The sequence below is a fragment of the Streptomyces sp. 3N207 genome, from assembly GCF_052246355.1.
Taxonomy (GTDB): domain Bacteria; phylum Actinomycetota; class Actinomycetes; order Streptomycetales; family Streptomycetaceae; genus Streptomyces.
The window spans coordinates 1-25,931 of sequence record NZ_JBQQBV010000031.1 but is presented as its reverse complement, the minus strand read 5'-3'; the positions used below and the strand labels follow the sequence as shown (position 1 = coordinate 25,931).

Sequence of the window (25,931 nt, the reverse complement as noted above, 5' to 3'; positions counted from 1 at the left end):
CCCTTCGCGATGGTGGGCACAGTCGGCCGTAAACCGTTACAGCGACTGAAAACGTTTACAGATAGTGCGGCCGACTTACCGGCGCGTCAAGGGTCCGTGCACCGTGGATGGTTGAGCGAACGGTTGCGGGCAGCTACATGGCGGACAAAGCAACGCCGATCGTCGAGAACGGCCTCCCGTTGATCGTGAACTTGCCTAGGCTGTGCACAAAGTGACACCTGCGAACACCAAGTGCCGCAGCCCACAGGGGAGTTACGACCGTGACCAGTCAGCCCCAGCCCTACGAGCCCGCAGCCGCGCACGGCCCACCACCCTTGGGCACCCCTCCCCCGGGGAGCCGGGGGTGCCCGGTCCACGCGGGCGGCGGCAGCGCCCCAGGGCCGGTCCCGCTCATGGGCCCCCGCTTCCACACCGATCTGGAGGCGGTCTACCGGGACATGCGCCGCGACCACGGCCCCGTCGTCCCGGTGACCCTCCCCGGCGACGTGCCCGCCTGGCTCGTCATCGGCTACCGCGAGCTCTACCAGGTCACCACCGACCCGGTGCTCTTCCCCCGCGACCAGGGGCTGTGGAACCAGTGGGACACCCTCCCCGAGGACTGGCCGCTGCGCCCGATGATCGGCACCCGGCAGCCCTCGGTCTACTTCACCGTCGGCGAGGAGCACCGTCGCCATCTGGCCATGGTCCAGTCCGCGCTGGAGAGCGTGGACCACATCGAACTGCGCCGCACCGCCGAGGAGCTGGCGGACCGCCTCATCGACGCCTTCTGCGGCGCGGGCGAGTCCGAGATCGTCTCCGCCTACGCCAAACCGCTGCCGCTGCTGACCCTCGCCCGCATCCTGGGCTTCCCGGACTCCGACGGGCCCGAGCTGATCCGCTTCCTGACGGACATGTGCGACGGCGGCCCCGACGCGCTGGCCGGATTCGAGCAGGCGCTGGCTCTCATGCAGCAGCTGATCACCCGGAAACACGCCACCCCGGGCGCCGATGTGCTCTCCGCCATGCTGGCCCACCCCGACGAGTTCACCGACGAGGCGTACGCCCTCAACCTCATGGCCATCACCTCCGCCGGGTTCCTCCCGACGGCCGACTGGATCGGCAACTCGGTGCGGCTGATGCTCACCGACGACCGCTTCGCCGCCTCGCTGACCGGGGGCCGGCACAGCATCCCGGAGGCCATGAACGAGGTGCTGTGGGAGGACACCCCCACCCAGATACTCGCCGGGCGCTGGGCAGCGCGCGACACCCGGCTGGGCGGCCAGGTCATCGCCCGGGGCGACATGCTGCTGCTCGGCCTCGCCGGAGCCAACGGCGACCCGGCGGCACACACGCAGCACAGCGCGGACGGCCTGCGCAACAGCAACTTCGCCCACTTCGCCTTCAGCCACGGCGAGTACCAGTGCCCCTTCCCGGCGCAGGAGATCGCCGAGGTCATCGCCAGAACAGGCATCGAGGTGCTGCTGGACCGGCTGCCCGACCTGGAACTGGCCATCGCGCCCAGCACCCTGGCCCGCCGCCCCTCGCCCTTCCTGCGCGGTATGACGGTGCTCCCCGTCCGGTTCGCCACCACACCCCCGTACGGAGGCCGCTGATGAACGGCGACGGACAGTCCGCGGTGAGCGCGGCTCGTACCGGCGAGGCGGCAGCAGCGAGCTGTCCAGCAGACGGCGCAGCGGCGTCCGGCTCCGGCGGCTGCCCGATCGCCCTCGACCCGCTCTCCCTCGACCCGCTCGTCGGCCGCCTCGCCGAGGAGACCGAGGCGCTGCGCACCGCCGGGCCGCTCACCCGGATCGACCTGATGGGCGCCGAGGCGTGGACGGTCACCACCCACGCCGAAGCGCGCAAGCTGCTCACCGACACCCGGCTGGTCAAGGACATCACCCGCTGGAACCTGTGGCGCAGTGGTGAGGTCGACGAGAGCTGGCCGCTGATCGGCATGATCGACGCGGGCCGCTCCATGTTCACCGTCGACGGAGCCGAGCACCGACGGCTGCGGGTCAAGACGGCGCAGGCCCTCACCCCGCGCCGGCTGGAGGCGATCCGGCCCGTCGTCGAACGGATCACCGGCCGGCTGCTGGACGCGATGGCGGCACGGGCAGCGGAAGCCCCCGACGCGCCCCTCGATCTGAAGCCGGCCTTCGCGCAGCCGCTGCCGATGTCGGTGGTCTGCTCCCTGATGGGCGTCGAACCCGAGCTGGAGCCGCGGCTGCACCGGCTGTACGAGGCGTTCTTCTCGATGCTGACGCCGCAGGACGAGCGGCTCGCCGTCATCAAGGAGCTGGACGATCTCTACGCCGAGATGGTCCGGGACAAGACCGCGTCCCCCGGCGACGACCTCACCAGCGCCCTCATCCTCGCCGACGAGGGCGGCGAACCGCTGACCGCCGAGGAGGTGCGCGGCAATCTGGAGGCCATGGTCGCCGCCGGCCACGAGACCACCGTGACCCTGATCCTGTGCGCGGTCCGGGCACTGCTCACCCATCCGGACCAGCTGCGCCTCGTGCTCGACGGCCAGGTCGGCTGGGACGCGGTCATCGAGGAGACGCTGCGCTGGGAGTCACCCTCCACCCACCTGCTGATGCGGTTCGCGACCTCGGACATCGAGGTCGGTGACGTCGTGGTAGGCGAGGGGGAGGGGGTGGTCATGTCCTACCGCGCCATCGGGCGGGACCGCGCCCAGCACGGGGCGGACGCCGATTGCTTCGACGTCCGCAGGGCCACCCCCATTCGGCACCTCTCCTTCGGTCACGGGCCGCACATCTGCCCCGGCGCCGCGCTGTCCCGGCTGGAGGCGTCGGTCGCGCTGCCTGCGTTGTTCGAGCGCTTCCCCGCGCTGTCGCTGGCCGTCCCTGTCACGGAGATCCGCAATCGGCCGGTGCTGACGCAGAACGAGCTGGAGTCGCTGCCGGTGCGGTTGCGCTAGCGCGCGTTCGGGGTGCCCCTGGTCGTCGGCTGCGGGGTGCGGGTCCTCCGTGGTTGCTGGGGGCACCTCCCGGCCGAAGGCTGGGGGAGCAGTTCCCCGCGCCCCTGACGGGGCGCGTCTCCCCTGCGCTGCGCTTGGGAGGTCTGCTCCCCCAAGCTCTTCGAGCAGGGGGTACCCCCAGGCGCAGGGCTGGCAAGCGCAGCCACCATGCGGGGCACGCACACTTGTGATCAGGTTCATGGCGCGCGCGGCGGAAAGGGTCGCAGGATCCTTGTGTTACCCGGCGGTTTCAGCTTGTGTGGCGCTGGGCAGTAGTCCGTAACGCCGCCGGCAACGACGCCTGCGTGCGAGAGAAAGCCGCTCGTTCACCCGGGGCCACCCACCCCGAACCCTCTGTGCAGGTTCCTCCAGGCCCCATAAGGGCCACTCCGCGTCGGCACGCTTATACAGCTGCGCCCGCGTTCGTATGGTGAGATGCGTCTTCCACTTTCCGGGAAGTCGGCCACCATGTAACCTGCACGAAAATTTCTGCACCACTTTCTGCATCATGAGGGCCAACGTCGTCCCTCGGTACGTACCACTGCCACGAGACGACGGGAGAGCCGATGCGTGCTGCGCCGACAGCGGATTGGGCCGCCCACCACCCTGCCAAGCAGGGGATGTACGACCCCCGGTACGAGCACGACGCCTGCGGTGTCGGCTTCGTGGCGACCCTGACCGGTGAGCCCAGCCATGAGCTGGTCGAGCAGGCTCTGACCGTGCTCCGCAACCTCGAGCACCGGGGCGCCACCGGGTCGGACCCGGACACCGGTGACGGCGCCGGCATCCTGCTGCAGGTCCCCGACGCCTTCCTCCGGGAGAACGTCCCGTTCGCGCTGCCCGAGCAGGGCTCCTACGCGGTGGGCATCGCCTTCCTGCCCCGCGAGGAGGAGACCTCCGGGGACACTTCGGCCACTTCGGCGGCCGTCTCGCACATCGAGACGCTGGCGTCCGAGGAGGGGCTGACGGTGCTCGGCTGGCGCGAGGTGCCCGTGGCGCCCGAGCTGCTGGGCCCCGGCGCCCGCGCCACCATGCCCACCTTCCGCCAGCTGTTCGTCGCCGACTCAGCGGGTCAGCGCAGCGACGTCGCCCTCGACCGGCTGGCCTTCGCGCTGCGCAAGCGCGCCGAGCGCGAGGCGGGCGTGTACTTCCCGTCGCTCTCGGCCCGCACCCTGGTCTACAAGGGCATGCTGACCACCGGGCAGCTGGAGCCGTTCTTCCCGGACCTGTCGGACCGCCGCTTCGCCACCGCCATCGCGCTGGTGCACTCGCGTTTCTCCACCAACACCTTCCCGAGCTGGCCGCTGGCCCACCCGTACCGGTTCGTCGCGCACAACGGTGAGATCAACACCGTGCAGGGCAACCGCAACTGGATGCGGGCCCGCGAGTCGCAGCTCGACTCGGAGCTGTTCGGCTCTGCCGACCATAAGCACAGCGGTGACCAGGAGACGCTGGAGCGGATCTTCCCGATCAACACCCCGGGCGCCTCCGACTCGGCGACCTTCGACGAGGTGCTGGAGCTGCTGCACCTGGGTGGCCGTTCGCTGCCGCACTCGGTGCTGATGATGGTGCCCGAGGCGTGGGAGAGCGCCGAGTCGCAGGACTCGATGGACCCCGCGCGGCGCGCCTTCTACCAGTACCACTCCACAATGATGGAGCCCTGGGACGGCCCCGCCTGTGTCACCTTCACCGACGGCACCCAGGTCGGCGCCGTTCTCGACCGCAACGGACTGCGTCCGGGCCGGTACTGGGTCACCGACGACGGGCTCGTCGTCCTCGCCTCCGAGGTCGGCGTGCTCGACATCGACCCGGCAAAGGTCGTGCGCAAGGGCCGTCTCCAGCCCGGCCGGATGTTCCTGGTGGACACCGCCGAGAAGCGCATCATCGAGGACGACGAGATCAAGGCGCAGCTGGCGTCCGAGCACCCGTACCAGGAGTGGCTGGACGCCGGGCTCATCGAGCTGGCCGATCTGCCCGAGCGTGAGCACATCGTGCACACCCACGCCTCGGTCACCCGCCGCCAGCAGACCTTCGGCTACACCGAGGAGGAGCTGCGCGTCCTGCTCGCCCCGATGGCCCGCAGCGGTGCCGAGCCGATCGGTTCCATGGGCACCGACTCGCCCATCGCGGCGCTCTCCGAGCGGCCTCGGCTGATCTTCGACTACTTCACCCAGCTGTTCGCGCAGGTCACCAACCCGCCGCTGGACGCGATCCGCGAGGAGCTGGTCACCTCGCTGTACTCGTCGCTGGGCCCGCAGGGCAACCTGCTGGACCCGACGGCCGCCTCCTGCCGCAGTGTGACGCTGCCGTTCCCCGTCATCGACAACGACGAGCTGGCCAAGCTCATCCACATCAACGCGGACGGCGATCTGCCGGGCTTCAAGTCCGCCACGCTCTCCGGGCTCTACCGCGTCGCCGAAGGAGGGGACGGCCTCGCGGCCCGTATCAAGCAGATCTGTGCGGAGGCCGACGCGGCGATCGAGTCGGGAGCCCGGCTCATCGTGCTGTCCGACCGGCACTCGGACGCCGAGCACGCACCGATCCCGTCGCTGCTGCTCACCTCCGCCGTGCACCACCACCTCATCCGCACCAAGCAGCGCACCCAGGTCGGGCTGCTGGTCGAGGCCGGTGACGTGCGCGAGGTCCACCACGTCGCGCTGCTCATCGGCTACGGCGCCGCTGCGGTCAACCCGTATCTGGCCATGGAGTCCGTCGAGGACCTGGTGCGGGCCGGTACGTTCCTGCCCGGCGCCGACGAGCTGCCGCCCGAGCAGGCGATCCGCAATCTGATCTACGCGCTGGGCAAGGGCGTGCTGAAGGTGATGTCCAAGATGGGCATCTCCACCGTCGCCTCCTACCGCGGCGCGCAGGTCTTCGAGGCCGTCGGCCTGGACGAGTCGTTCGTCGACACCTACTTCCACGGCACCACCACCAAGATCGGCGGCGCCGGTATCGACGTCATCGCCAAGGAGGTGGCGGCCCGGCACGCCAAGGCGTACCCGTCCTCCGGGATCGCGCCCGCGCACCGGCTGCTGGACATCGGCGGCGAGTACCAGTGGCGTCGCGAGGGCGAGCCGCATCTGTTCGACCCGGAGACGGTCTTCCGCCTCCAGCACTCCACCCGGCAGCGCCGCTACGACATCTTCAAGCAGTACACCCGGCGGGTGGACGAGCAGTCCGAGCGGCTGATGACGCTGCGCGGCCTGTTCAACGTCAAGAGCGACCGGCCCTCGATCCCCGTCGAGGAGGTCGAGCCGGCGAGCGAGATCGTCAAGCGGTTCTCCACCGGCGCCATGTCCTACGGCTCCATCTCGCAGGAGGCACACGAGACGCTGGCCATCGCCATGAACCAACTCGGCGGCAAGTCCAACACCGGGGAGGGCGGCGAGGACCCCGAACGGCTCTACGACCCGGCGCGGCGCTCCGCGATCAAGCAGGTCGCCTCCGGCCGGTTCGGCGTCACCTCCGAGTACCTCGTCAACGCCGACGACATCCAGATCAAGATGGCCCAGGGCGCCAAGCCCGGCGAGGGCGGCCAGCTGCCGGGCCACAAGGTCTACCCGTGGGTTGCCAAGACCCGGCACTCCACGCCCGGCGTCGGCCTCATCTCGCCGCCGCCGCACCACGACATCTACTCCATCGAGGACCTCGCCCAGCTCATCCACGACCTGAAGAACGCCAACCCGGCAGCCCGCGTCCATGTGAAGCTGGTCTCCGAGGTCGGCGTCGGCACGGTCGCGGCGGGCGTCTCCAAGGCCCACGCCGACGTCGTGCTCATCTCGGGCCACGACGGCGGCACCGGCGCCTCCCCGCTCACCTCGCTCAAGCACGCGGGCGGCCCCTGGGAGCTGGGCCTGGCCGAGACGCAGCAGACACTGCTGCTCAACGGGCTGCGCGACCGGATCGTCGTACAGACCGACGGCCAGCTCAAGACCGGCCGCGACGTGATCATCGCCGCGCTGCTGGGCGCCGAGGAGTTCGGCTTCGCCACCGCGCCGCTGGTGGTCTCCGGCTGCGTCATGATGCGTGTCTGCCATCTGGACACCTGCCCGGTCGGCATCGCCACCCAGAACCCGGTGCTGCGCGAGCGCTACAGCGGCAAGGCCGAGTACGTCGTCAACTTCTTCGAGTTCATCGCCGAAGAGGTCCGCGAACTCCTGGCCGAGCTGGGCTTCCGCACCCTGGACGAGGCCATCGGGCACGCCGAACTGCTCGACACCTCGCGCGCCGTGGACCACTGGAAGGCCAAGGGCTTCGACCTGGCGCCGCTGCTGCACGTCCCCGAACTGCCCGAGGGCGCCGTGCTGCACCAGGCCGTCGCCCAGGACCACGGCCTGGAGAAGGCGCTCGACAACCAGCTCGTCAAGCTGGCGGCCGACGCGCTGCATGCCGACACCGCCGAGCAGGCGGAGCCGGTCCGCGCCCAGGTCGCGATCCGCAACGTCAACCGGACCGTCGGCACGATGCTCGGACACGAGGTCACCAAGAAGTTCGGCGGCGCCGGACTGCCCGACGACACCATCGACATCACCTTCACCGGCTCCGCCGGCCAGTCGTTCGGCGCCTTCGTCCCGCGCGGCGTCACGCTGCGGCTGGAGGGCGACGCCAACGACTACGTCGGCAAGGGCCTCTCCGGCGGCCGAGTGATCGTCCGCCCCGACCGGGGCGCCGACCACCTCGCCGAGTACTCCACCATCGCGGGCAACACCCTCGCCTACGGCGCCACCGGCGGCGAGATCTTCCTGCGCGGCCGGGTCGGCGAACGCTTCTGCGTCCGCAACTCCGGTGCCCTGGTCGTCTCCGAAGGCGTGGGCGACCATGGCTGCGAGTACATGACCGGCGGCGCGGCCGTCGTCCTGGGCAGCACAGGGCGTAACTTCGGCGCGGGCATGTCCGGCGGTACGGCGTACGTCATCGACCTGGACCTGGCGAACGTGAATGCCGGACTGCGCGGCGCCGTCGAGGAGCTGACCGATGACGACAAGGCGTGGCTGCACGAGGTCGTGCGCCGCCATCAGGAGGAGACCGGCTCGACCGTGGCCGCCAAGCTCCTCGCCGACTGGGACGGACCGAACGGAGCGCTCAGCCGCTTCAGCAAGGTCCTGCCCGCCACGTACAAGGCTGTGCTCGCCGCCAAGGACGCCGCCGAGCGAGCGGGGCTCAGTGAGTCCGAGACCCACGAGAAGATGATGGAGGCGGCGACCAATGGCTGACCCCAAGGGCTTCCTGAACACCGACCGCGAGGTCGCCGAGACGCGCCCCGTCGAAGAGCGGGTCAAGGACTGGAACGAGGTCTACGTACCCGGCTCCCTGCTGCCCATCATCAGCAAGCAGGCCGGGCGCTGCATGGACTGCGGCATCCCCTTCTGCCACAACGGCTGTCCGCTGGGGAACCTCATCCCCGAGTGGAACGACTACGCCTACCGCGGCGACTGGGACGCCGCGAGCGAGCGGCTGCACGCCACGAACAACTTCCCCGAGTTCACCGGGCGGCTGTGCCCGGCGCCGTGCGAGTCGGCGTGCGTGCTGGGCATCAACCAGCCGGCGGTCACCATCAAGAACGTCGAGGTCTCCATCATCGACAAGGCGTGGGAGACCGGCGGCGTCACCCCGCAGCCCCCGGAGCGGCTGAGCGGCAAGACCGTCGCCGTCATCGGCTCGGGCCCCGCAGGACTGGCCGCCGCCCAGCAACTGACCCGCGCAGGGCACACGGTCGCCGTCTACGAGCGCGCGGACCGCATCGGAGGTCTCCTCCGTTACGGCATCCCCGAGTTCAAGATGGAGAAGCGGCACATCAACCGCCGTATCGAGCAGATGCGCGCCGAGGGCACCAAGTTCCGCACCGGTGTGGAGATCGGCCGCGACATCGACGCGCGGAAGCTGCGCAAGCGGTACGACGCGGTCGTCATCGCGGCGGGCGCCACCACGGCGCGTGACCTGCCGGTTCCCGGCCGCGAGCTGAACGGCATCCACCAGGCGATGGAGTACCTCCCGCTGTCCAACAAGGTGCAGGAGGGCGACTTCGTGACGCCCCCCATCACCGCCGAGGGCAAGCACGTGGTCGTCATCGGCGGCGGCGACACCGGCGCCGACTGCGTGGGCACCGCACACCGGCAGGGCGCGGCCTCCGTCACCCAGCTGGAGATCATGCCCAGGCCGGGCGAGGAGCGGGACCCGGCTCGCCAGCCGTGGCCGACCTTCCCCATGCTCTACAAGGTGACGTCTGCGCACGAGGAGGGCGGCGAGCGCGTCTACTCCGTCAATACGACCCACTTCGAGGGTGACGAGGACGGCAACGTCCAGTGGCTGCACCTGGTCGAGGTCGAGATGGCGGACGGCAAGCTGGAGCCCAAGCCCGGCACGGAGCGGAAGATTCCCGCCCAATTGGTCACCCTCGCCATGGGCTTCACCGGCGTCGACCGTGAGAACGGCCTGGTCGAGCAGTTCGGCGTGGAGCTCGACGCACGGGGCAACATCGCGCGGGACGGCGACTACGCCACCAACGTCCCCGGCGTCTACGTCGCCGGTGATGCGGGCCGCGGCCAGTCGTTGATCGTCTGGGCCATCGCCGAGGGCCGCTCAGCCGCGAAGGCGGTCGACCGCTACCTCACCGGCGAAACCAGCACCCTGCACGCGCCGATCCGCCCCACGGACCGCGCACTGACGGCGTAACCCCTGAAGCTTCCGTACAAGGGCGTACGGACGACGCGGCGCCTGCCAGTCCCCGACCGGGTTATGGCAGGCGCCGCGCTGTGTCGCCGTCCGGCGTACGCACGAAGTGTCAGTCACGCACGATGGACTGGATCTCCTTCACGGTGACGTCCTTGGTGGTGCTGAAGGTGCCGGCGGGCAGGTCGCCGCCGGTGCCGTCGGAACCCTTCCAGGTGATGTTCCAGGTGAGGGTCGCCTTCAGCGGGTAGGAGCCGTTCTTGCCGCTCGCCCGCAGATACCTGATCCCGCAGGGCGGGGTGCGGTCCTTCTTCCCGGCCGAGTACTCCTCACCGAGCTGGCCGTTCTTGACCTCGCACTTTCCGGAGCCGGGGTACATCTTGGCGTCGCCGGTTCCGGGTTCGAGGGTGAGCGAGGAGGGCTTGGCGGTGGTGGTCGCCGAGAGGTGGGTGCCGTCTTCCAGATCGAGGGAGGCGGTCACGTCCACCGGCTTGAACTTCCCCTTGTCCAGCCACACCCACGTATCGAGATTGACCGTCTGCTTGTCCTCCGGGTTCAGCGAAATCTCGGTCCCCGGAATGGGCAGTTCCTCGTAGGCGTACTGCGCGAGAATCTTCGGGGTGACCGCGAGCGGCATGCTCTTGGGCGGCTTGCCCTTCGGCACCCAGATGGCGTGCTCGCTACAGGCGTCCGCCTCGGGGTCGTCCGCCTTGTTGGGATTCCGCACGCCCTCCCAGAACATGCCCTTGCCTTGTTTGTCGACGTTGTAGTCGTCGTACTTGTCGGTCTGGTAGTAGTTCTCGTAGAGCCCGACGACCTGATTCGAGATCGCTCGCGACGCCTCCTCGTTGCTCTCGCTGAGATCGTCGAAGACCGTGCCCGAATCCTTCTTCTTCTCCGGCTTCTTCTTCTCCGGCTTGGCGTCCTCGATCTTCTTCTTGAGCTCCTTGGGAGTCGTCTTCGGCTCGTACCAGCACGCCGGAGGCTCCCAGTTGGGGTCCTTGGGATTCAGCTTGACGGTGTTCTTCCCGCCACCGCCACCGCCGGATATTTGCACGTGGGAGACCTCGGCGGCCACGTTGCCGTTGCCGGTGGAGCCGGCGGCGCGGTCCCCGCGCTTCTTCTCGGCGTGTGCCGGGGCGCCCATCGAGAGGGAAACTCCGACGACCAAGGAAAGAGCGACACCCGTCTTGGCTACTTTTCGCATTCCTCTGCTCCCCGTTTCGTCTGGCTGAAGAATGACTGCCAGATACCGCTCTTGCTCCGCCGCATGCGGTTGGTTTCCAGCGTGTCCTTCTTGTCGCCCGATTCGTAGTGGTCGAGCTTGCCCGTCTTGAGGTTCTTGTCGTTCGCCTTCGAGTCGTCGACGCAGTAGGAGACCGTCGCGGTACTGCTGTTGAGGATTTTGACCTGCTGCTTGTAGTAACGGGTCTTGCCTGCCCAGCTGTACTTGTCGTCGGCGTAAGCTTTGATGTATTTGCTGGCGCTGACAAACGCTTCGCCGGAGGCGTACAGCTTCAGATCGTCCGAATCCTTGCCGGTGGTGATAATCCGGTCCACCAGGTTGATCCGGCGCTGGTTGTCCGCCAGGATCTCGTCCTGCTTCGAGTCACCGGTCTTCGTCTCCTCGAAGACGTTCTTCGCGTCCTTGGCCAGCTTGTACTGCGGCCGCTGCTTGTCGGCTCCGCCCGAACTCTTCGACGGCGAGGCGGACTTGGAAGCCTTCTTGCCCCCGTCCTTGGCGCCGTCGATCTTGTCCTTCGACTCGCCGTCGCTCCCGCACGCGCCCAGGAGGAGGGACGCGGCGAGGGCTGCTGCGGTCCACATCGCTGTGCTGGCCTGCTTTTTCATGCGCAAGTTCTCTCAGCTCTCTCTCCGTGGGCGACGGCGGTGCGAATCACCCGCAGTTCGGTCGCTCAAAAGTTACAGCAGGGGCGTGTGGGCCAACAGTCGTTAGTCCAGTTCGCCCACATGCGTCAATCGGTGATCATTCAACTGTCGTTGGACGTCCTGAAGGAGAACACGCAGGAGTTCGGCGAGCTGGTTCTGCTGCTCGGGGTCGAGACCTGTCAGCAGCTCGGCCTCGCGGGTGAGGACCTGGTCGACGGTGGACTCGACCAGCTGGTGCCCGGCGGGGGTCAGTTCGACCAGGACGGACCGGCGGCGGCCTCTGCCGGAGCGGCGGGTGACCAGGCCCTCGCGTTCGGCGCGGGCCACCCGCTGGGAGATGGCGCCCGCGGTGATCATGGAGCGGGCGGATAGTTCGCGTGTGGTGAGCGTGTACGGCTCACCCGCGCGCCGCAGCACGCTGAGCAGATCCAGCGTGGCGGTGTCCACGCCCGCGCGGGCGAGCACCCGGCGGCGGTCGTCGCCGAGCAGCTTCGCCAGCCGCCAGAGCGGGGTGACGATGCCGATCGAGGAGACGGGTGTGCCGGGGCGCTCGCGCTGCCATGCGGCGGCGATGTCCGCCACGGGGTAGTCGGCCGCGCCGTCCGACGGGGAGTGATCGCTTGCCATGGCCCCTTCTTCCGATGTTATGTTCAGGGCTAAATTCAGGTCTAAATTCAGATCTCAACGAAGCGTGGAGGACACTGTATGGCACGCGGCATCCTGGTCACCGGCGGTGCGACAGGCATCGGGCTGGCCGTGGCGCGGCATTTCGCGGAGCAAGGGGAGACGGTCGTCATCACGGGGCGCCGGAAGGAGGTACTGGAGGCGGCTGCCGAGGAGATCGGCGTGCGGGCCGTGGTCTGCGACCACACCGACCCGGAGGCGGTGGAGCGGCTGCTGCCCCAGCTGCCCGAGCGGCTCGACGTACTGGTCAACAACGCGGGCGGCAACACCGACTTCGACGCCTCGGAGGCCCCCGGAATCAGCCCGCTGGCGGCGTTCGCGCGGAGCTTCCGCGCCAACCTGGACGCCAATCTGCTCAGCGCGGCGTTGACGACCAAGGCGGTCGAGGACCGGCTCGCGGAGGGCGGCGCTGTCATCAGCATCGGCTCCATCGCGGCCGACAAGGGCTCCGGGGCCTACGGGGCGGCCAAGGCGGGCGTCGCCTCCTGGAACCTGGGCCTGGCACAGGAGCTGGGGCGGCGCGGCATCACCGCGAACGTCGTCTCGCCCGGCTACATCGCCGACACCGAGTTCTTCCGCGATCACCTCACGCCCGAGCGGCGCGACCATCTCATCGCCTCCACCGCGCTGGGCCGCCCGGGCGTTCCGGGGGACATCGCGGGAGCCGTCGCCTTCCTGGCCTCGCCCGCGGCACGCGACATCACGGCACAGGTGCTCAACGTCAACGGCGGGGAACGCGGCACCCGTTGACCGCCACCGCACCGTGAAGCACTGCTTATACGCAGGCTTCACGGCAATTAAATGGTGCGCGGACCCTCGCGGCCGCACACTCCGGCCATGCCGATCTCCGCAGGGCCCTTGGGCCGTATCGCAGCAGCCATGGTCACCCCGTTCGACGCAGCGGGGGAGCTCGATGTCGAGGGGGCCCGGCGTCTCGCCGTGCACCTGGTGGACGAGGGAGGGTGCGAAGCCCTTGTGCTCAGCGGCACGACGGGGGAGGCGCCGACCACCTCGGACGACGAGAAGACCGCGCTGGTGCGCGCGGTGGTGGCGGAGGTGGGGGACCGGGCAAGCGTCGTGGCGGGTGTCGGTTCCAGCGACACCCGCCACAGTGTCGCGCTGGCCCGGGACGCCGAAGCGGCAGGCGCACACGGGCTGCTGGTGGTGACGCCGTATTACTCGCGTCCCACCCAGGAGGCCGTCGCGCACCATCTGCGTACCGTGGCCGACGCCACCCGGCTGCCGGTGCTGCTCTACGACATCCCGGGCCGCACCGGAACCGCGCTGACCACCGGCACGCTGCTGCGGCTGGCGGAGCATCCGCGGATCAGGGGGGTGAAGGACTGCGCGTACGACCTGATCAAGTCCTCCCGGGTGATGGCGGACACCGGGCTGGCGTACTACGCGGGCTGTGACGAGTTCGCGCTCCCGTTGCGGGCGATCGGCGGTGCGGGGTGCATCAGCACCGTCGCCAATGTCGCGGCGCCGCTGGTGCGCGGGGTGCTCGACGCCTATGACGCGGGGGAGCACGCCCTGGCGGCGCGTCGCCATCTCGCGCTCGCCCCGCTGACCGAGGCGGTGATGACCGGCCAGCCCGGCACGGTCGCCGCGAAGGCCCTGCTCAACGCGCGCGGTTTGCCGGCGGGGCCGGTACGCGGCCCGCTCCTGGACGCGGGCCCGGCGCTGACGGCGCGCCTGCTGGAGCTCCTCGAGCAAGCCGAGGCGGAGCCGGTGGCGGCAGCCAGGGACGGGGCTGGGACGAGGGTCTAGGGTCGGTGCCTGTGATACCTCCTGTTGCAGAAGTGGCCGAAGCTCAGCGGGTGCTCCGGGGCCTGCTCGCCGACGTGGACGACGCGCAGGTCCGGGCGCCCTCCGCACTGTCCGGCTGGTCCCGAGGACACGTACTGGCCCATCTGACCGACAACGCCCGGATGTTCGCCCGCCTCGCAGAGCACGCGCTGCGCGGGGAGCGGGTGCCCACCTACGACGGGGGACAGGCCGAACGCGACGCGATCATCGAGGCCACGGCCGGGCGTACAGCCGCGGAGCACCGGGCGGCGCTGGCCGGACACACCCAGGCGCTGATGTCGGTCTGGTCCCGGGCCAAGGCCGAGGACTGGCGGCGTCCCGTCTCGTTCCGGGACGCCGACATCGCCGCGACGGTGTTCGCCCGCTGGCGCGAAGTGTGGATCCATCTGGTCGATCTGGACCTCGGTGTCGGCCCGGCAGCCTGGCCCACGGAGTTGGCGGGCCATGCCCTGGACTTTCTGCTGGGCAGGCTGCCGCACGGCACCTGCCTGGTCGCCACGGATCTGGACCGGCGCTGGCACGCCGGCGGGGGCGAGACCGCACCGGACCGCGAAGTGCGCGGCTCCGTACGGGACCTGGCGGCATGGCTGGCCGGGCGGCTGCCCGACAGTCCGCCCCACTCCCCGGACGGCCTCCCCGAACTGGGCCCCTGGCCACCGCATCCGTCCCAGCAGACCGACCGGATGGTATGAGCTGAGGACCCGGAGCTGAGGGCCACCCCGGAAGGCTGAGCGTCACCCCGGAAGGCTGAGCGTCACCCCGGAACGCGAGCGCTCCGCGACAGTTCCCGTTCGGCGAACGCGCGGAAGCTGCGGGGCGGGCGCCCCGTGAGGCGCTCGACGGTGTCGGTGGTGCGGTCCTCAGCGCCCTCGGCGATGGCCCGGTCCAGCCCGGCCAGCAGCGCCGCGAACTCCACGGGCAGGACGGGGGCCAGCCGGTCGCGCAACTGCTCGTAGGTCAGCCGCCGGTGGGTGACGGTGCGGCCCATGACATGGGTGAGGGTAGCGGCGACGTCGTCGTAACTCAGCGCCTGCGGGCCGGTGATGACCAGATCGGTGTTCGGGGCCAGGGCATCGGTCAGCGCATGTACGGCGACGGCCGCGATGTCGTCGGCGTCCACGAACCCGACACGTCCCTCGCCGGTCGCGGTCAGGACGGTCCCGTCCGCCCGGATGGTCTGGGCGTGCGGGTGGTCGCCGGTGAAGTTCTGCATGAACCACGAGGGCCGCAGCACCGACCACTCCTCGAACAGGCCGGGCAGGGCCTGGTGCACCCGCCCGGTGGCCGGGCCACCCGCGGGGATCGCCGAGGAGCTGAGCAGCACCGCGCGCCGTACCCCTGCCGCGCGGGCCTGTTCGAGGAAGGGCAGCATGATGCCGGTCGGTTCCGGGTCGCCGAGCGGCGGGATCAGATAGACCCGGTCCGCGCCGTGCAGGGCCTCGCCGTGGCATGCGGGAGCGTCCCAGTCGAAGCGGACGGAGCGGGTGCCGGGCACCGCTGTGGCGCGCCGGGAGGCGGCCTTGACGCGGTGTCCTCCGGCGGCGAGCCGGGCGGCGACGCGGCTGCCGGTGGTGCCGGTCGCCCCGATGACGAGAGTGGTGCCGGTGGTGGTCATCGGCTGCTCCGGGTGAAGTCACTCGCGGGGTCCTGGAGGAGGGTGAGCGGGTTCCAGTAGTCGCGGTAGTGGGTGATGAGGCCCTTCTCGACGGTCACGACAGCGATGTAGGTCATCTCGAAAGGGCTGCCGGTCCGCACCAGACGGCCCACTGCGCGCATCTCGACCACGATGGTGCGTGGGTCGGTGGTCTGGTGGATCTCCAGGTCGGGGAAGTCATGCAGGTCGATGTGGTCAGGGTAGCCGCGCATGTAGTCCGCGACCGCGGCCTTGCCCGCCAGCTGCCGGGGCCGGCCATCGGGCGCGAACGGGAACTCGAACACCCCGTCGTCGTCCCACAGCTCGACCCAGGCGGGGATGTTCTTCTCCAGCAGCAGTTGCAGGCCATGGCGGAAGAGGTCCGCCGGTGCCGGGTGAGTGGGCATGGATGCTCCTGTCCCGTACGATGTGGACCTCGGGTCCGTTTCACGTTGGACGATACGGACCCCGGGTCCGTTTTGCAACCGGAGTGGCACGGAGACCGCATGCCCGAGCGCAAACCACGCAAGGACGCAGCCCGCAACCGGGCGGCCGTCCTCGCGGCAGCCGACGAGCTCTTCGCCCACTGCGAGAGCCCCGAGGCCATCACCATGGCGGACGTCGCGGCAGCGGCCGGCGTGGGCAAAGCGACGCTGTTCCGCGCCTTCGGCGACCGCACCGGCCTGATCCGCGCACTGTACGAAGCACGGCTCGAACCGATCAGAAACGCCGTGGAGGAGGGGGAGCCGCCGCTGGGCCCGGCCGCCCCACCCCACGAACGGGTGCCGGCCCTGCTGGACGCCGTCCTCTGCTTCAAGTTCGACAACCGCCACCTCGCCCTGGCCCTGGAGGGCACCGGCAGCGACAGCCCCTACCAGGCGGCGCACTACGCGCGCTGGCACCGCACACTCCAGGACCTGCTGGAGCAGCTCCCCGGCTTCACCGACGGCGGGTTCACCGCGCATGCGCTGCTCGCCGCCACCCGCGCCGACCTCGTCGAACATCTCGTACGCCACGAACAGGTCGACCGCGAACAGGCGCGGGCCCGGCTCGCGGCCTTCACCGCCCGGGTGCTGGGCTCGGACTGAGGCAGCCGCGCGGCGTCAGCGGCGGAGCAGGCCGCAGGCGACCGCGGCTTCCCGTACCTCCTCGTACAGTGCCGTCAGGGTTGGGCTGACGCTGACCCGGGGGAGTTGGAGGCTGTCCAGGGCCGCGGCGTCGGCGCCCACGTCGGACCAGCCCTGGCCGGTGAGCAGCCGCATCAGCGCCGGGTTGAGGCGGTCCACGCCACGCACCAGCCGGGCCTCGGGGGTGGCGCCCTCCTCGTACTCCCGCCAGAGCGCGAGCAGTTCAGGACCCAGCGGTGCGGGCAGCGCGCCGAACCGTTCGCGCGCCACCGCCTCCTCCGTACGCGCCTTGTCCGCGGCGGCGTCCTCGCCGGCCGTGTGCCAGGCCGACGGGTCACCCGCGTCGATCTCCACCACGTCGTGCATCAGGCACAGTTTCAGCATCCGGCCCAGATCGAGCCGCAGCCCGCTCTCCCGCTCGAACTCGGCGTGCAGCACCCAGCACACCATCGCCAGATGCCAGGAGTGCTCGGCCACCGATTCGGGCCGGGTGGCGGTGGCCCGGTTGTGCCGTTCGACCTCCCGCAGCCGGGCGGTGTAGGCGATGAAGTCGAACAGGGGGCGGGTGTCCGGCATGGTTCTCGTCCTGTCCTCGTTCTCGTCCATAAATGCTTGGACCCTGGCGGTGGGGCGCCGTTAAGGTGCGGGCATGTCCAGCCCAGAGGCTTCCAGACTCTAGCCACCGGTCGTCCGGTGGCTGTCGCTGTGTGCGCCGAGCGCCATCGGATCGCCGTGCCACGGGCTGTTTCGCGGTAGTGCTGCCGTGTGCCCGGCTGGACGGATTCTCTTCCTGAGCCATGCCTTTCTCCCGAGGCTTCTTCAGGCATGCCCTGCTGCCGGGTGCTGCTCGCGCCTGCCGCTGTCCTTTCCGAAAGGGATTGCGGAGTCTTTCATGCCATTTGTGTTGTACGTTCTCGCGCTGGCGGTGTTCGCGCAGGGAACGTCGGAGTTCATGCTGTCCGGGCTCGTCCCGGACCTCGCCGCCGACCTGGAAGTGTCCGTCTCCGCAGCCGGGTTGCTGACCTCGGCGTTCGCCGTCGGGATGGTCGTGGGCGCGCCGCTGATGGCGGTGCTGAGCCGTCGCTGGGACAGACGGCGGGCGCTGCTCGGGTTCCTGTGCGCGTTTCTGCTGGTGCATGTGGCGGGCGCGGTGACGACGAGCTTCGCGGTACTGGTCGCCACCCGCGTGCTGGGTGCGCTGGCCAACGCCGGGTTCCTCGCCGTCGCGCTGACCGCCGCCGCCGGGATGGTGCCGCCCGACGCCAAGGGACGGGCCACCTCCGTGCTGTTGAGCGGGGTCACCCTCGCCTGTGTCGCCGGGGTGCCCGCGGGAGCTCTGCTGGGGCAGATGTGGGGGTGGCGCTCGGCGTTCTGGGCCGTCGCGCTGATCGCGGCCCCGGCGGTGTTCGCCCTCGTACGGTCGCTGCCGGGCGCCGACGCGGAGCCGGTGGACGCGGAACCCCTCGGTGTCCGCCGCGAGTTGCGGGCGCTGCGCGGGCCGCGGCTGCTGGTGACACTGCTGCTGGGCGCCCTGGTCAACGGCGCCACTTTCTGTACGTTCACCTACCTCGCCCCGCTGGTCACCGGTGTCGCGGGGTTCGGCGACGGCTGGGTGCCGGGGCTGCTGGCGCTGTTCGGGCTCGGCTCGTTCCTCGGCGTCACCGCGGCCGGCCGGATCGCGGACACCCGTCCGCTGCGGTTGCTGGCCGTGGGAGGGAGCGCGCTGCTCGCCGGCTGGCTGCTGTTCGCACTGACGGCGGGCAGCCCGGCCGCGGCCGTCGTCCTCGTGCTCCTCCAGGGGACCCTGTCGTTCGCCGTCGGCTCGACACTGATCTCGCAGGCCCTGTACGCGGCGACCGAGGCGCCGACCCTGGCGGGCGGCTTCGCCACGGCGGCGCTCAACGTCGGTGCCGCGCTGGGGCCGTGGGCCGGTGGCGTCGCGCTCAGCGCGGGGTTCGGCTACCGCGCGCCCCTGTGGGTGAGCGCGCTGCTGGTGGCGCTCGCCCTGGCGGCGGGCGGGACGGCACAGGCCGTGGCGGTCCGGGGCGCCATCCGCCGCCGGGGCACCGACTCGGCGGTCACGGCTGGAACAACTCACGCCATCGGCGCGCCACGGACGCGTCCCCGGAGAGGGTGAGGTCCGCCAGCGGGAGCCGGTTCCACAGCGCGAGATACAGGTCCCTGGCCGTGCCCTCGTACACACAGTCCGGCGCGGCGGTCGGCTCGGTGCCGCGTTCAGCGCGCGCCGGGTCGCCCAGGAACACCGTCCAGGCCGCGCCGGGCACGTCCGTGGACCGTACGTGCACCGTGCGGGGCTCGGCGGCGAAGCCCTCCGGGGTGCCGCGGCGCGGATAGAAGCCGCACAGCAGCTCGTCGATCCCGTCGGCGGCGAACGCGGCGGTCACCGGGGAGAGCGGGGCGCCGAGCGCGGACTCGGCGTCCACCCGGTGCACCGCCGTCTCGTGCGCCTGCCGCCGGGCCCAGAAGGCGAGCGGGGAGGGCGCGGCCAGGAACGTCCAGCAGGACAGGTCGTCCGGCGCCGACTTCAGCGCCTCGACCAGCAGCCCGTGCCCCTCCCGCAGCCACGGCGCGAGCTCCTTGTCGGGCAACTCGGCAACCCCGGGCGGCTCGGTGGGCCGGACCGGCTCCGCGCGGCCCTCCCGTATGAAGCCCGTAGCCCAGCGGTGCACCGTACCGAGGTGGGTGGCCAGATCGCGTACGGTCCAGTCGGGGCAGGCGGGGACGGGCGCCGCGGGATCGGCCTGTTCGACGGCGTCTGCAAAGAGGCTGCCTTCACTTCGCAGGGCGCCGATGCACTCGGAGATCTCCATAGGAGGGAGCCTGCCCCCCGACGCCTCGACGGTGACCGAATTCCGCTGACGGCGATTCCGCTGCGAGCGGAGCTGCCGCAGTTTGGGGGATACGCCCCGAAGGGGGCGCGGGGAACTGCGCGCGGAGCCAGGACGCGCCCGCAGTCTGCAGGCGTGCAGAAGGGGCAACCCCTTCCCGGACCAGGGGCGGGCTGCACGACAGGGAAGTGGGAAGGGAGGGCGGCCGTGATGGGATCGGCAGCATGGAAGAACGGCGGCGGATGCTCCTGGTGGCCTACGACGAGGCGCAGATCCTCGACATCGCCTCGCCCAGCGGCGCGCTCGATCTGGCCAACCGGCACGGTGCCGCACCGCCGTACACCGTCGAGCTGGGCACCGTCGGCCGGTGCGCAGCGCGCAGTTCGGCCGGGATCCTGCTCGGCGCCGGCTGCGACCTGGAGACGGTCACCGGGCGGCTGGACACCCTGGTCGTCGTGGGCGGGGCCGGATACGCGGACGCGGCGGCGGACGCGCGGCTGCTGGCACAAGTGCGCCGGCTGGCCCGGCAGAGCCGGCGCGTCGCCTCGGTCTGCACCGGCACCTACGTACTGGCCGCGGCCGGACTGCTCAACAACCGCCGGGTGACCACCCACTGGCGGTACGGCGAGCAGCTGGCCGCGCAGCACCCCGGGGTGGCCGTGGATGTGGGCCCGCTGTACATCCGGGACGGCAACATCTACACCTCCGCCGGTGTGACCAGCGCCCTCGATCTGACGCTGTCGCTGATCGAGGACGACCACGGGCCGACGCTGGCCCGCGCAGTGGCCCGGGAACTCGTCTCCTACCTCCACCGGCCCGCCGACCAGGCGCAGATCAGCATGTTCCTCGCCGCCCCGCCGCCAGGTGACCGGCTGGTCCGGGACCTGACCGGCTATATGGCCGGGCACCTGGCCGAGGACCTCAGCCCCCGTGCGCTGGCGGCCCGCGCCGGGGTGAGCACCCGGCATCTGACCCGGCTGTTCAGCACCCACCTGGGCACCACGCCGAGCCGCGCCGTACGGGCGGCCCGGACCGAGGCGGCAGCACATCTGGTGCGCTCCAGCGCGCTGCCGCTGGCCGCGATCGCCCGCCGCTGCGGGTTCCGTTCGCCGCAGACGCTGCGGCAGGCGTTCCTGGACCACTACGGCGTCGGCGGGGACAGGATTCGCAGGATGCCGGACATGCCGCGGCCCCGCGCGGTGGCGGATGCGCAGAATCCCGAGCCATGAAACCTTCCACCCCGGCCACCCCTTCGACGCCGTCCTCCCCCTCGCCCTCGCCCTCCTCCGGCCCGGCCCCGGCGACCCGCCGCACGGTGCTGCACGGCGCGGCGGCGGTCACCGCGCTCGCCGCCGTCGGCGCCGCACAGGCGAGTACCGCGCAGGCGAGTACCGCACAGACGAGTACAGCGCAGACGAGTACCGCACAGGCGAGTACCGCGCATGCCGCACAGCCGCGCCGTCGCGAACTCGACATCGGCATCCTGCTGTACGACGGCTACAGCCTGCTGGACCCCACCGGGCCGGCCGAGGTGCTGTCCCGGCTGCCCGGCGCGGCGGTGACGATGGTGGCGGAGCGGCGTGGTCCGGTCCGTACCGACACCGGTGATGTGGCCGTCATGGCGGACCGGACGCTCGACGAGGTCGACCGGCTGGATGTGCTGCTGGTCCCGGGCGGGGGAAACCGCGGCACGACCGCCGCGATGAAGAACCCGCAGATCCTGGACTGGATCCGCCGTATCCACCGGCACACCCGCTGGACGACCTCCGTTTGCACCGGAGCGCTGATCCTGGCCTCGGCCGGGCTCCTCGACGGGCGGCGCGCGACCACCTATTGGGCCTCCGCCGACTATCTGGAGTCCACCTTCGATGTGACCTACGTACCGGAGCGCTACGTCCGCTCCGGGAAGATCGTCACCGCCGCCGGGGTCTCGGCCGGAGTGGACATGGCCCTCTACCTCGCGTCGCTGATCGCGGGCGAGCGCACCGCGAAGGCGGTCCAACTCGCGGTGGAGTACGACCCCCGGCCCCCGTTCGACGCGGGGAACGCAGCGGAAGCTTCCCCCGAGCAGAAGGAGCTGGCCCTGCGGCTGCTGGAGGAGTCCGCAGGGTAGGGGGCGGCCGACGGACCGCTGGTAGCGCCCAATAGTGTGACCGGGTTCCGGATCGATCACACCTCGGGGGGACACGTGCCGATCGACAGCGTCCAGGAAACCGCGCGGCAGCCCGGAGAGCTCGTGCTCGCGGGCCGGTCCGCCCGGTTCGCGGCCCGCCTGGTCGACCTGATCATCTGGGCCGTCGCCAGCACTCCGGTTTTCGCATTCGTGACGGCGAACACGGAAGAGGGAAACGCCCGTGCCCTCGCCTCCGTCTGCGGCAGTGCGCTGCTGTGGACGCTGCTGTACCCGTTGCCCCTCTCCCGGTTCGGCTTCACCCTGGGCAAGCGGCTGGTGGGAGTGCAGATCGTACGGATGCGGACGGGCAAGCACCCAGGGTTCTTCCAGGCGCTGTGGCGGGAGCTGTTCTACCTGCTCATGTCGGTGCTCCCGGTCGTGGGCCTGCTCAACGTGGCCTCCTGCCTGTGGGACAAGCCGTATCGGCAATGCTGGCACGACAACGCCGCCGGAACGCTCGCCGTGGACCGGAAGGCCCTGGCGGCACGTCGCGCCGCCGCGAGAACTGCGCCGGGTGCGTAGTTTCCCGCGCCCCTTTGGGCGCGGGAACTCGGCCTACAGAACGAAGCCGTGCGGGAACGGGTCCCGGGGATCCAACAGATAGGTGGCCATGCCGGTGATCCACGCGCGCCCGGAGAACTCGGGCACCACCGCGGGCAGCCCGCCCACTTCGGTGGTCTCCAGCAGCTGCCCGGTGAACCGGGTTCCGATGAACGACTCGTTCACGAACTCCGTACGCAGCGGCAGTTCACCCCGCGCGTGCAGCTGCGCCATCCGCGCGCAGGTGCCCGTACCGCAAGGGGAGCGGTCGAACCAGCCGGGGTGGATCGCCATGGCGTGCCGCGAGTGCCGCCCGTCCGAGCCCGGCGCCACGAACTGCACATGCTTGCAGCCGCCGATCGCGGGGTCGGCGGGATGTGCCGGCCGGTTCTGCTCGTTGACGGCATCCATGATCGCGAGGCCCGCGGCGAGGATGTCGTCCTTGCGGGCCCGGTCGAACGGCAGCCCCAGCTGGTCGAGTTCGACGACGGCGTAGAAGTTGCCGCCGTACGCCATGTCGTAGCCGACCTCGCCCAGACCGGGGACCTGGACGGTGGCGTCGAGCTCCAGCGCGAACGCGTCCACGTTCCGCAGGGTGACCTTTTCGGCCACCCCGTCCCGCACGGTGACCCGGGCCTCCACCAGCCCGGCCGGGGTGTCCAGCCGCACCGCGGTCTCCGGCTCGGTGACCTCGACCATGCCCGTCTCCACCAGAACGGTCGCCACCCCGACGGTGCCGTGCCCGCACATCGGCAGGAAGCCGCTGACCTCGACATAGACCACGCCCCAGTCGGCGTCCGGGCGGGTCGGCGGCTGGAGCAGCGCCCCGCTCATCGCGGGGTGCCCGCGCGGCTCGTCCACCAGGAACCTGCGTAGCTCGTCCAGGTGCTCGACTGCGTAGCGGCGGCGCTCGGCCATCGTGCCGCCCGGGATCGGCGGCACGCCGCCGGTGACGACCCGGGTCGGCATGCCCTCGGTGTGCGAATCGACGGCGCTGAGCGAACGGACCGACCTCATCAGGCAGCCCTCCGCTCTTCGAGCGCGGAGATCGCCCGCGCCATGTCGGCCTCGACCTGCTCCCGCATCGCCGGGGTCAGCGGGCCGCGCGGCGGACGGCACGGGCCGCCGAACCGGCCGACCTGTTCCATCCCCAGCTTGATCGCCTGGACGAACTCGGTGCGCGAGTCCCAGCGGAAGGCGGCCACCAGCGGCTCGTACAGTGCCCGCGCCTCGTCCAGCTTCCCGGCCGTGGCCAGCTCGAACAGCAGCGCCGACTCGGCGGGAAAGACGTTGGGGAACCCGGCGAACCAGCCGCTCGCCCCCATCAGCAGGCTCTCCAGCACCACGTCGTCGGCGCCGCTGATGACCTCCAGACCGGTTCCGGCGGTCCGCTCCTTGATCTCCAGCACCCGGCGTACGTCGCCGGAGAACTCCTTGATCGCCACGACGTTGTCGATCTGCGCGATCTCCGCCACCAGGTCCGGCGTCAGATCGACCTTGGTGTCGATGGGATTGTTGTAGACCATCACCGGGAGACCGACCGAGGCCACTGCCGCGAAATGTGCCAGTATTTCGCCCCGGTTGGCGCGGTACATGGTCGGTGGCAGACACAGCACTCCGTCCGCACCGTCCTCGGCGGCCACCTCGGCCCAGTGCCGCGCCTGGTGCGAGCCGACGCCGTGCACACCGACGACGACGCTGCCCGCATCGCCCACCGCCTCGATCGCCGTACGCGCCACGGTGCGGCGCTCCTCGTCCGTCAGCGACGCGTACTCGCCCAGCGAGCCGTTGGGCCCCACACCGTCGCAGCCGCTCTCCACCAGCCAGCGGCAGTGCTCGGCGTAGCGGTCGTGATCCACGGCCAGCCCCGCGGGCGCAGCGGCGTCCTCGTAGTACGGCAGCGCTGTTGCTACGACCACGCCGCCGAGGCCGTGGGCGGGTTGTTCGAGGCCATGGGTGGGTTGCTTGTGTGGGGGCGGAGTGTTGTCGCTCATGAACTGCTCTCCTCGGGACGGTCGGTCGGGTGGGTGGGGTCGTCGGGAGCGGGGGAGGGAGCGGGGAGGGGGAGGGCGGAGGCGGCCAGTTCGCCGAGCCGGAGTGGCTGGGCGATCGGCCTGCGGTGCGGACTGGCGGCGGGCAGGCCCTCGGCGGACCGGTCGGCAGGCCCGTCGGCGGACCCGTTGCCGAGCCGTGTGCGGAGCTCGGCGACGGTGGGGCCGCAGATCCGGGCCTGACATGGACCGAGCCCGGCCCGGGTCCCCAGCTTCGCGACGCGGGGCGCCGACTCCGCCTCGCTGCCGAACGCCGCACACAGCGCGCCGTAGTCGGTCTCCTCGCAGCGGCACACGAGCGTGTCGGTGCGCAGCCATCCGGGCCAGCCCGCACCGATCGGGTGTGCCCGTGCGAGCCGCCGCGCGAACGCCCGCCCCTGGTCCCGGCTGCGCCGCAGTACGCGCAGCGCCCGCGCGGACCGGTCACCCCCGGCAGCCGTCCACCCGGCGACAGCGCCCTCGGCACGCGCGGCGGGCGCACCGGCGATCCCGGTGATCTCCCCGGCGGCGAAGACGCCGGGCACGCTGGTGCGCTGCTCACCGTCGACCGCCACGAACTCTCCCGTCCCCCCGGGTTGTTCGCCGCGCAGGGCGCACCCCGCAGCCAGTGGGAGCTCCAACTGGGGGCTGAAACCGTGGCTGACGCACAGCGCGTCCACCGGCACGGTGTGCTCCGTTCCCGGCACCACCGACCAGTCCGGGCGCAGCCGCGCGGTGACGACCTCCTCCAGACGTCCCGCACCCCGCGCCTCGACGACCGCGCGGCCCAGCCGACAACGGACCCGGTGCCGGGCCAGCGCGGCGGTGCAGTCGGCCAGTTCGGCCGCCTTGCCCAGCTGCGCGGCCAGCTCCCCGGGGCGGCGGCCCCAGCCACGCGCCACGGTGCCGGGGGTGTTGGCCTCCAGCACCTCCAGCACCCGGGAACCCGCCTCCAGCAGGGAGGCCGCCACGGGGAGCAGGAACGGGCCGCTGCCCGCGACCACGACCCGGTCGCCTACGACCATCCGCTCACCCTTCGCCAGCGCCTGAGCGGCTCCCGCGGTGAAGACGCCCGGCAACTGCCAGCCGGGGAAAGGGAGTACCTGGTCGTGGGCGCCGGTCGCCAGCACCAGTGCGTCGGCGTCGAGGGTGCGCCGCGTACGGCCGGAGCCGTCCACGGGCCCGCCGCACAGCAGATGCACACGTGGCGGCGAGCCGAGCGGTTCCTGGCCCTGTTCGGGTTGCTCCAGCGCCCAGACCGAGGTCTCCGGCAGCCAGCTGCAGCGCGGGTGGGTCAGCACTTGGTGGCGGCGCCGCTCGAACGCCGCCCAGCCGTGCTGGAGTTCGCCGGGGCGCTCGGCGGCGTACGCGTCGGGCAGCATGCGGTGGTACTGGCCGCCGGGCTGCTCCGCGGAGTCGATCAGCGTCACCCGGGCGCCTGCCGCCAACGCGGCGTGCGCTGCGGCCAGCCCGGCCGGCCCCGCGCCGACCACCGCGACATGGCGGGGGGTCATTTCTCCTCCTCGGCCTGCGGGCCGGTTTGCGGGCCGGGGTGGGGGCGGGTG

General features: G+C 71.0%; 22 protein-coding genes. 12 read left to right on the top strand and 10 right to left on the bottom strand.

Translation table 11 applies throughout. The features are described from left to right. Positions 1 to 392 precede the first annotated feature (392 nt). The 4 genes from ACTWP9_RS32570 to ACTWP9_RS32555 all read left to right on the top strand — a co-directional run bounded on the left by ACTWP9_RS32570 (position 393) and on the right by ACTWP9_RS32555 (position 9,634). Positions 393 to 1,592, top strand: a complete 1,200-nt coding sequence (locus ACTWP9_RS32570) for a cytochrome P450 (protein ID WP_443249988.1) — start codon at positions 393 to 395, stop codon at positions 1,590 to 1,592. Continuing rightward, positions 1,592 to 2,923, top strand: coding sequence for a cytochrome P450 family protein (locus ACTWP9_RS32565; RefSeq protein WP_443249928.1), 1,332 nt, complete (start codon positions 1,592 to 1,594; stop codon positions 2,921 to 2,923). The genes ACTWP9_RS32570 and ACTWP9_RS32565 overlap by 1 nt, the downstream gene beginning before the upstream one ends. 605 nt (positions 2,924 to 3,528) lie before the next feature. Next, a complete protein-coding gene (gene gltB, locus ACTWP9_RS32560) occupies positions 3,529 to 8,175 on the top strand; it encodes a glutamate synthase large subunit (RefSeq protein WP_443249927.1) in 4,647 nt (1,548 codons plus the stop codon). Beyond that, the gene (locus ACTWP9_RS32555; RefSeq protein WP_443249926.1) at positions 8,168 to 9,634 is read left to right on the top strand and encodes a glutamate synthase subunit beta; all 1,467 of its coding nucleotides are present in this window, start codon (positions 8,168 to 8,170) and stop codon (positions 9,632 to 9,634) included. The genes gltB and ACTWP9_RS32555 overlap by 8 nt, the downstream gene beginning before the upstream one ends. Before the next feature lie 109 nt (positions 9,635 to 9,743). On the opposite strand, the gene ACTWP9_RS32550 is transcribed toward ACTWP9_RS32555, so the two are convergent. From ACTWP9_RS32550 to ACTWP9_RS32540, 3 genes are all read right to left on the bottom strand, one after another. Further along, entirely contained in the window at positions 9,744 to 10,838 is a 1,095-nt protein-coding gene (locus ACTWP9_RS32550; RefSeq protein ID WP_443249925.1) for a hypothetical protein, read from the bottom strand. After that, positions 10,826 to 11,482 carry a hypothetical protein gene (locus ACTWP9_RS32545; protein ID WP_443249924.1) on the bottom strand — a complete coding sequence of 219 codons (657 nt, stop codon included), beginning with the start codon at positions 11,480 to 11,482 and terminating at the stop codon, positions 10,826 to 10,828. The genes ACTWP9_RS32550 and ACTWP9_RS32545 overlap by 13 nt, the downstream gene beginning before the upstream one ends. 102 nt (positions 11,483 to 11,584) lie before the next feature. Continuing rightward, complete coding sequence (locus ACTWP9_RS32540) at positions 11,585 to 12,148, bottom strand: MarR family winged helix-turn-helix transcriptional regulator (protein WP_443249923.1); 564 nt, start codon at positions 12,146 to 12,148, stop codon at positions 11,585 to 11,587. 78 nt (positions 12,149 to 12,226) lie between these two features. Between ACTWP9_RS32540 and ACTWP9_RS32535 the strand changes: the two genes are divergently transcribed. The 3 genes from ACTWP9_RS32535 (at position 12,227) to ACTWP9_RS32525 (ending at position 14,706) form a co-directional block, all read left to right on the top strand. After that, positions 12,227 to 12,955: an SDR family NAD(P)-dependent oxidoreductase gene (locus ACTWP9_RS32535; RefSeq protein WP_443249922.1), complete on the top strand. Its 729-nt coding sequence runs from the start codon at positions 12,227 to 12,229 to the stop codon at positions 12,953 to 12,955. Positions 12,956 to 13,042: 87 nt separating this feature from the next. Further along, on the top strand, positions 13,043 to 13,975 hold the full coding sequence (gene dapA / locus ACTWP9_RS32530) for a 4-hydroxy-tetrahydrodipicolinate synthase (protein WP_443249921.1): 933 nt from the start codon (positions 13,043 to 13,045) through the stop codon (positions 13,973 to 13,975). Between the two features lie 32 nt (positions 13,976 to 14,007). Then, positions 14,008 to 14,706, top strand: a complete 699-nt coding sequence (locus ACTWP9_RS32525) for a maleylpyruvate isomerase family mycothiol-dependent enzyme (protein ID WP_443249920.1) — start codon at positions 14,008 to 14,010, stop codon at positions 14,704 to 14,706. A gap of 62 nt (positions 14,707 to 14,768) precedes the next feature. Here the strand turns inward: ACTWP9_RS32525 and ACTWP9_RS32520 are convergent, their stop codons facing one another. Together ACTWP9_RS32520 and ACTWP9_RS32515 are read right to left on the bottom strand one after the other, a co-directional pair. After that, positions 14,769 to 15,629 carry an NAD(P)H-binding protein gene (locus tag ACTWP9_RS32520; RefSeq protein WP_443249919.1) on the bottom strand — a complete coding sequence of 287 codons (861 nt, stop codon included), beginning with the start codon at positions 15,627 to 15,629 and terminating at the stop codon, positions 14,769 to 14,771. Further along, positions 15,626 to 16,054, bottom strand: coding sequence for a nuclear transport factor 2 family protein (locus tag ACTWP9_RS32515; protein ID WP_443249918.1), 429 nt, complete (start codon positions 16,052 to 16,054; stop codon positions 15,626 to 15,628). The genes ACTWP9_RS32520 and ACTWP9_RS32515 overlap by 4 nt, the downstream gene beginning before the upstream one ends. Positions 16,055 to 16,153: 99 nt before the next feature. On the opposite strand from ACTWP9_RS32515, the gene ACTWP9_RS32510 reads away from it, so the two are divergent. Continuing rightward, a complete protein-coding gene (locus ACTWP9_RS32510; RefSeq protein WP_443249917.1) occupies positions 16,154 to 16,735 on the top strand; it encodes a TetR/AcrR family transcriptional regulator in 582 nt (193 codons plus the stop codon). 15 nt (positions 16,736 to 16,750) lie between these two features. Here ACTWP9_RS32510 and ACTWP9_RS32505 read toward each other — a convergent pair whose 3' ends face one another. Continuing rightward, positions 16,751 to 17,350 (bottom strand): HD domain-containing protein, encoded by a 600-nt coding sequence (locus ACTWP9_RS32505; protein ID WP_443249916.1) that lies wholly within the window; start codon positions 17,348 to 17,350, stop codon positions 16,751 to 16,753. A 316-nt stretch (positions 17,351 to 17,666) separates the two neighbouring features. Here ACTWP9_RS32505 and ACTWP9_RS32500 point away from each other — a divergent pair, with 316 nt between their 5' ends. Next, entirely contained in the window at positions 17,667 to 18,911 is a 1,245-nt protein-coding gene (locus tag ACTWP9_RS32500) for a Cmx/CmrA family chloramphenicol efflux MFS transporter (RefSeq protein ID WP_443249915.1), read from the top strand. Here the strand turns inward: ACTWP9_RS32500 and ACTWP9_RS32495 are convergent. Continuing rightward, positions 18,853 to 19,605 carry a maleylpyruvate isomerase family mycothiol-dependent enzyme gene (locus tag ACTWP9_RS32495; RefSeq protein ID WP_443249914.1) on the bottom strand — a complete coding sequence of 251 codons (753 nt, stop codon included), beginning with the start codon at positions 19,603 to 19,605 and terminating at the stop codon, positions 18,853 to 18,855. The genes ACTWP9_RS32500 and ACTWP9_RS32495 overlap by 59 nt on opposite strands. A gap of 260 nt (positions 19,606 to 19,865) precedes the next feature. Here ACTWP9_RS32495 and ACTWP9_RS32490 point away from each other — a divergent pair, with 260 nt between their 5' ends. From ACTWP9_RS32490 to ACTWP9_RS32480, 3 genes are all read left to right on the top strand, one after another. Next, a complete protein-coding gene (locus tag ACTWP9_RS32490) occupies positions 19,866 to 20,852 on the top strand; it encodes a GlxA family transcriptional regulator (RefSeq protein ID WP_443249987.1) in 987 nt (328 codons plus the stop codon). Beyond that, entirely contained in the window at positions 20,849 to 21,736 is an 888-nt protein-coding gene (locus tag ACTWP9_RS32485; RefSeq protein WP_443249913.1) for a DJ-1/PfpI family protein, read from the top strand. The genes ACTWP9_RS32490 and ACTWP9_RS32485 overlap by 4 nt, the downstream gene beginning before the upstream one ends. A gap of 75 nt (positions 21,737 to 21,811) precedes the next feature. Continuing rightward, on the top strand, positions 21,812 to 22,318 hold the full coding sequence (locus ACTWP9_RS32480; protein WP_443249912.1) for an RDD family protein: 507 nt from the start codon (positions 21,812 to 21,814) through the stop codon (positions 22,316 to 22,318). Positions 22,319 to 22,351: 33 nt separating this feature from the next. On the opposite strand, the gene ACTWP9_RS32475 is transcribed toward ACTWP9_RS32480, so the two are convergent. The 3 genes from ACTWP9_RS32475 to ACTWP9_RS32465 are packed head-to-tail and all read right to left on the bottom strand — an operon-like array spanning position 22,352 to position 25,880. Beyond that, a complete protein-coding gene (locus tag ACTWP9_RS32475) occupies positions 22,352 to 23,353 on the bottom strand; it encodes a proline racemase family protein (protein WP_443249911.1) in 1,002 nt (333 codons plus the stop codon). Beyond that, positions 23,353 to 24,330: a dihydrodipicolinate synthase family protein gene (locus ACTWP9_RS32470; protein WP_443249910.1), complete on the bottom strand. Its 978-nt coding sequence runs from the start codon at positions 24,328 to 24,330 to the stop codon at positions 23,353 to 23,355. The genes ACTWP9_RS32475 and ACTWP9_RS32470 overlap by 1 nt, the downstream gene beginning before the upstream one ends. Continuing rightward, positions 24,327 to 25,880 (bottom strand): FAD-dependent oxidoreductase, encoded by a 1,554-nt coding sequence (locus ACTWP9_RS32465; protein WP_443249909.1) that lies wholly within the window; start codon positions 25,878 to 25,880, stop codon positions 24,327 to 24,329. Before ACTWP9_RS32465 ends, ACTWP9_RS32470 begins: the two co-directional genes overlap by 4 nt. Positions 25,881 to 25,931: the final 51 nt, after the last annotated feature.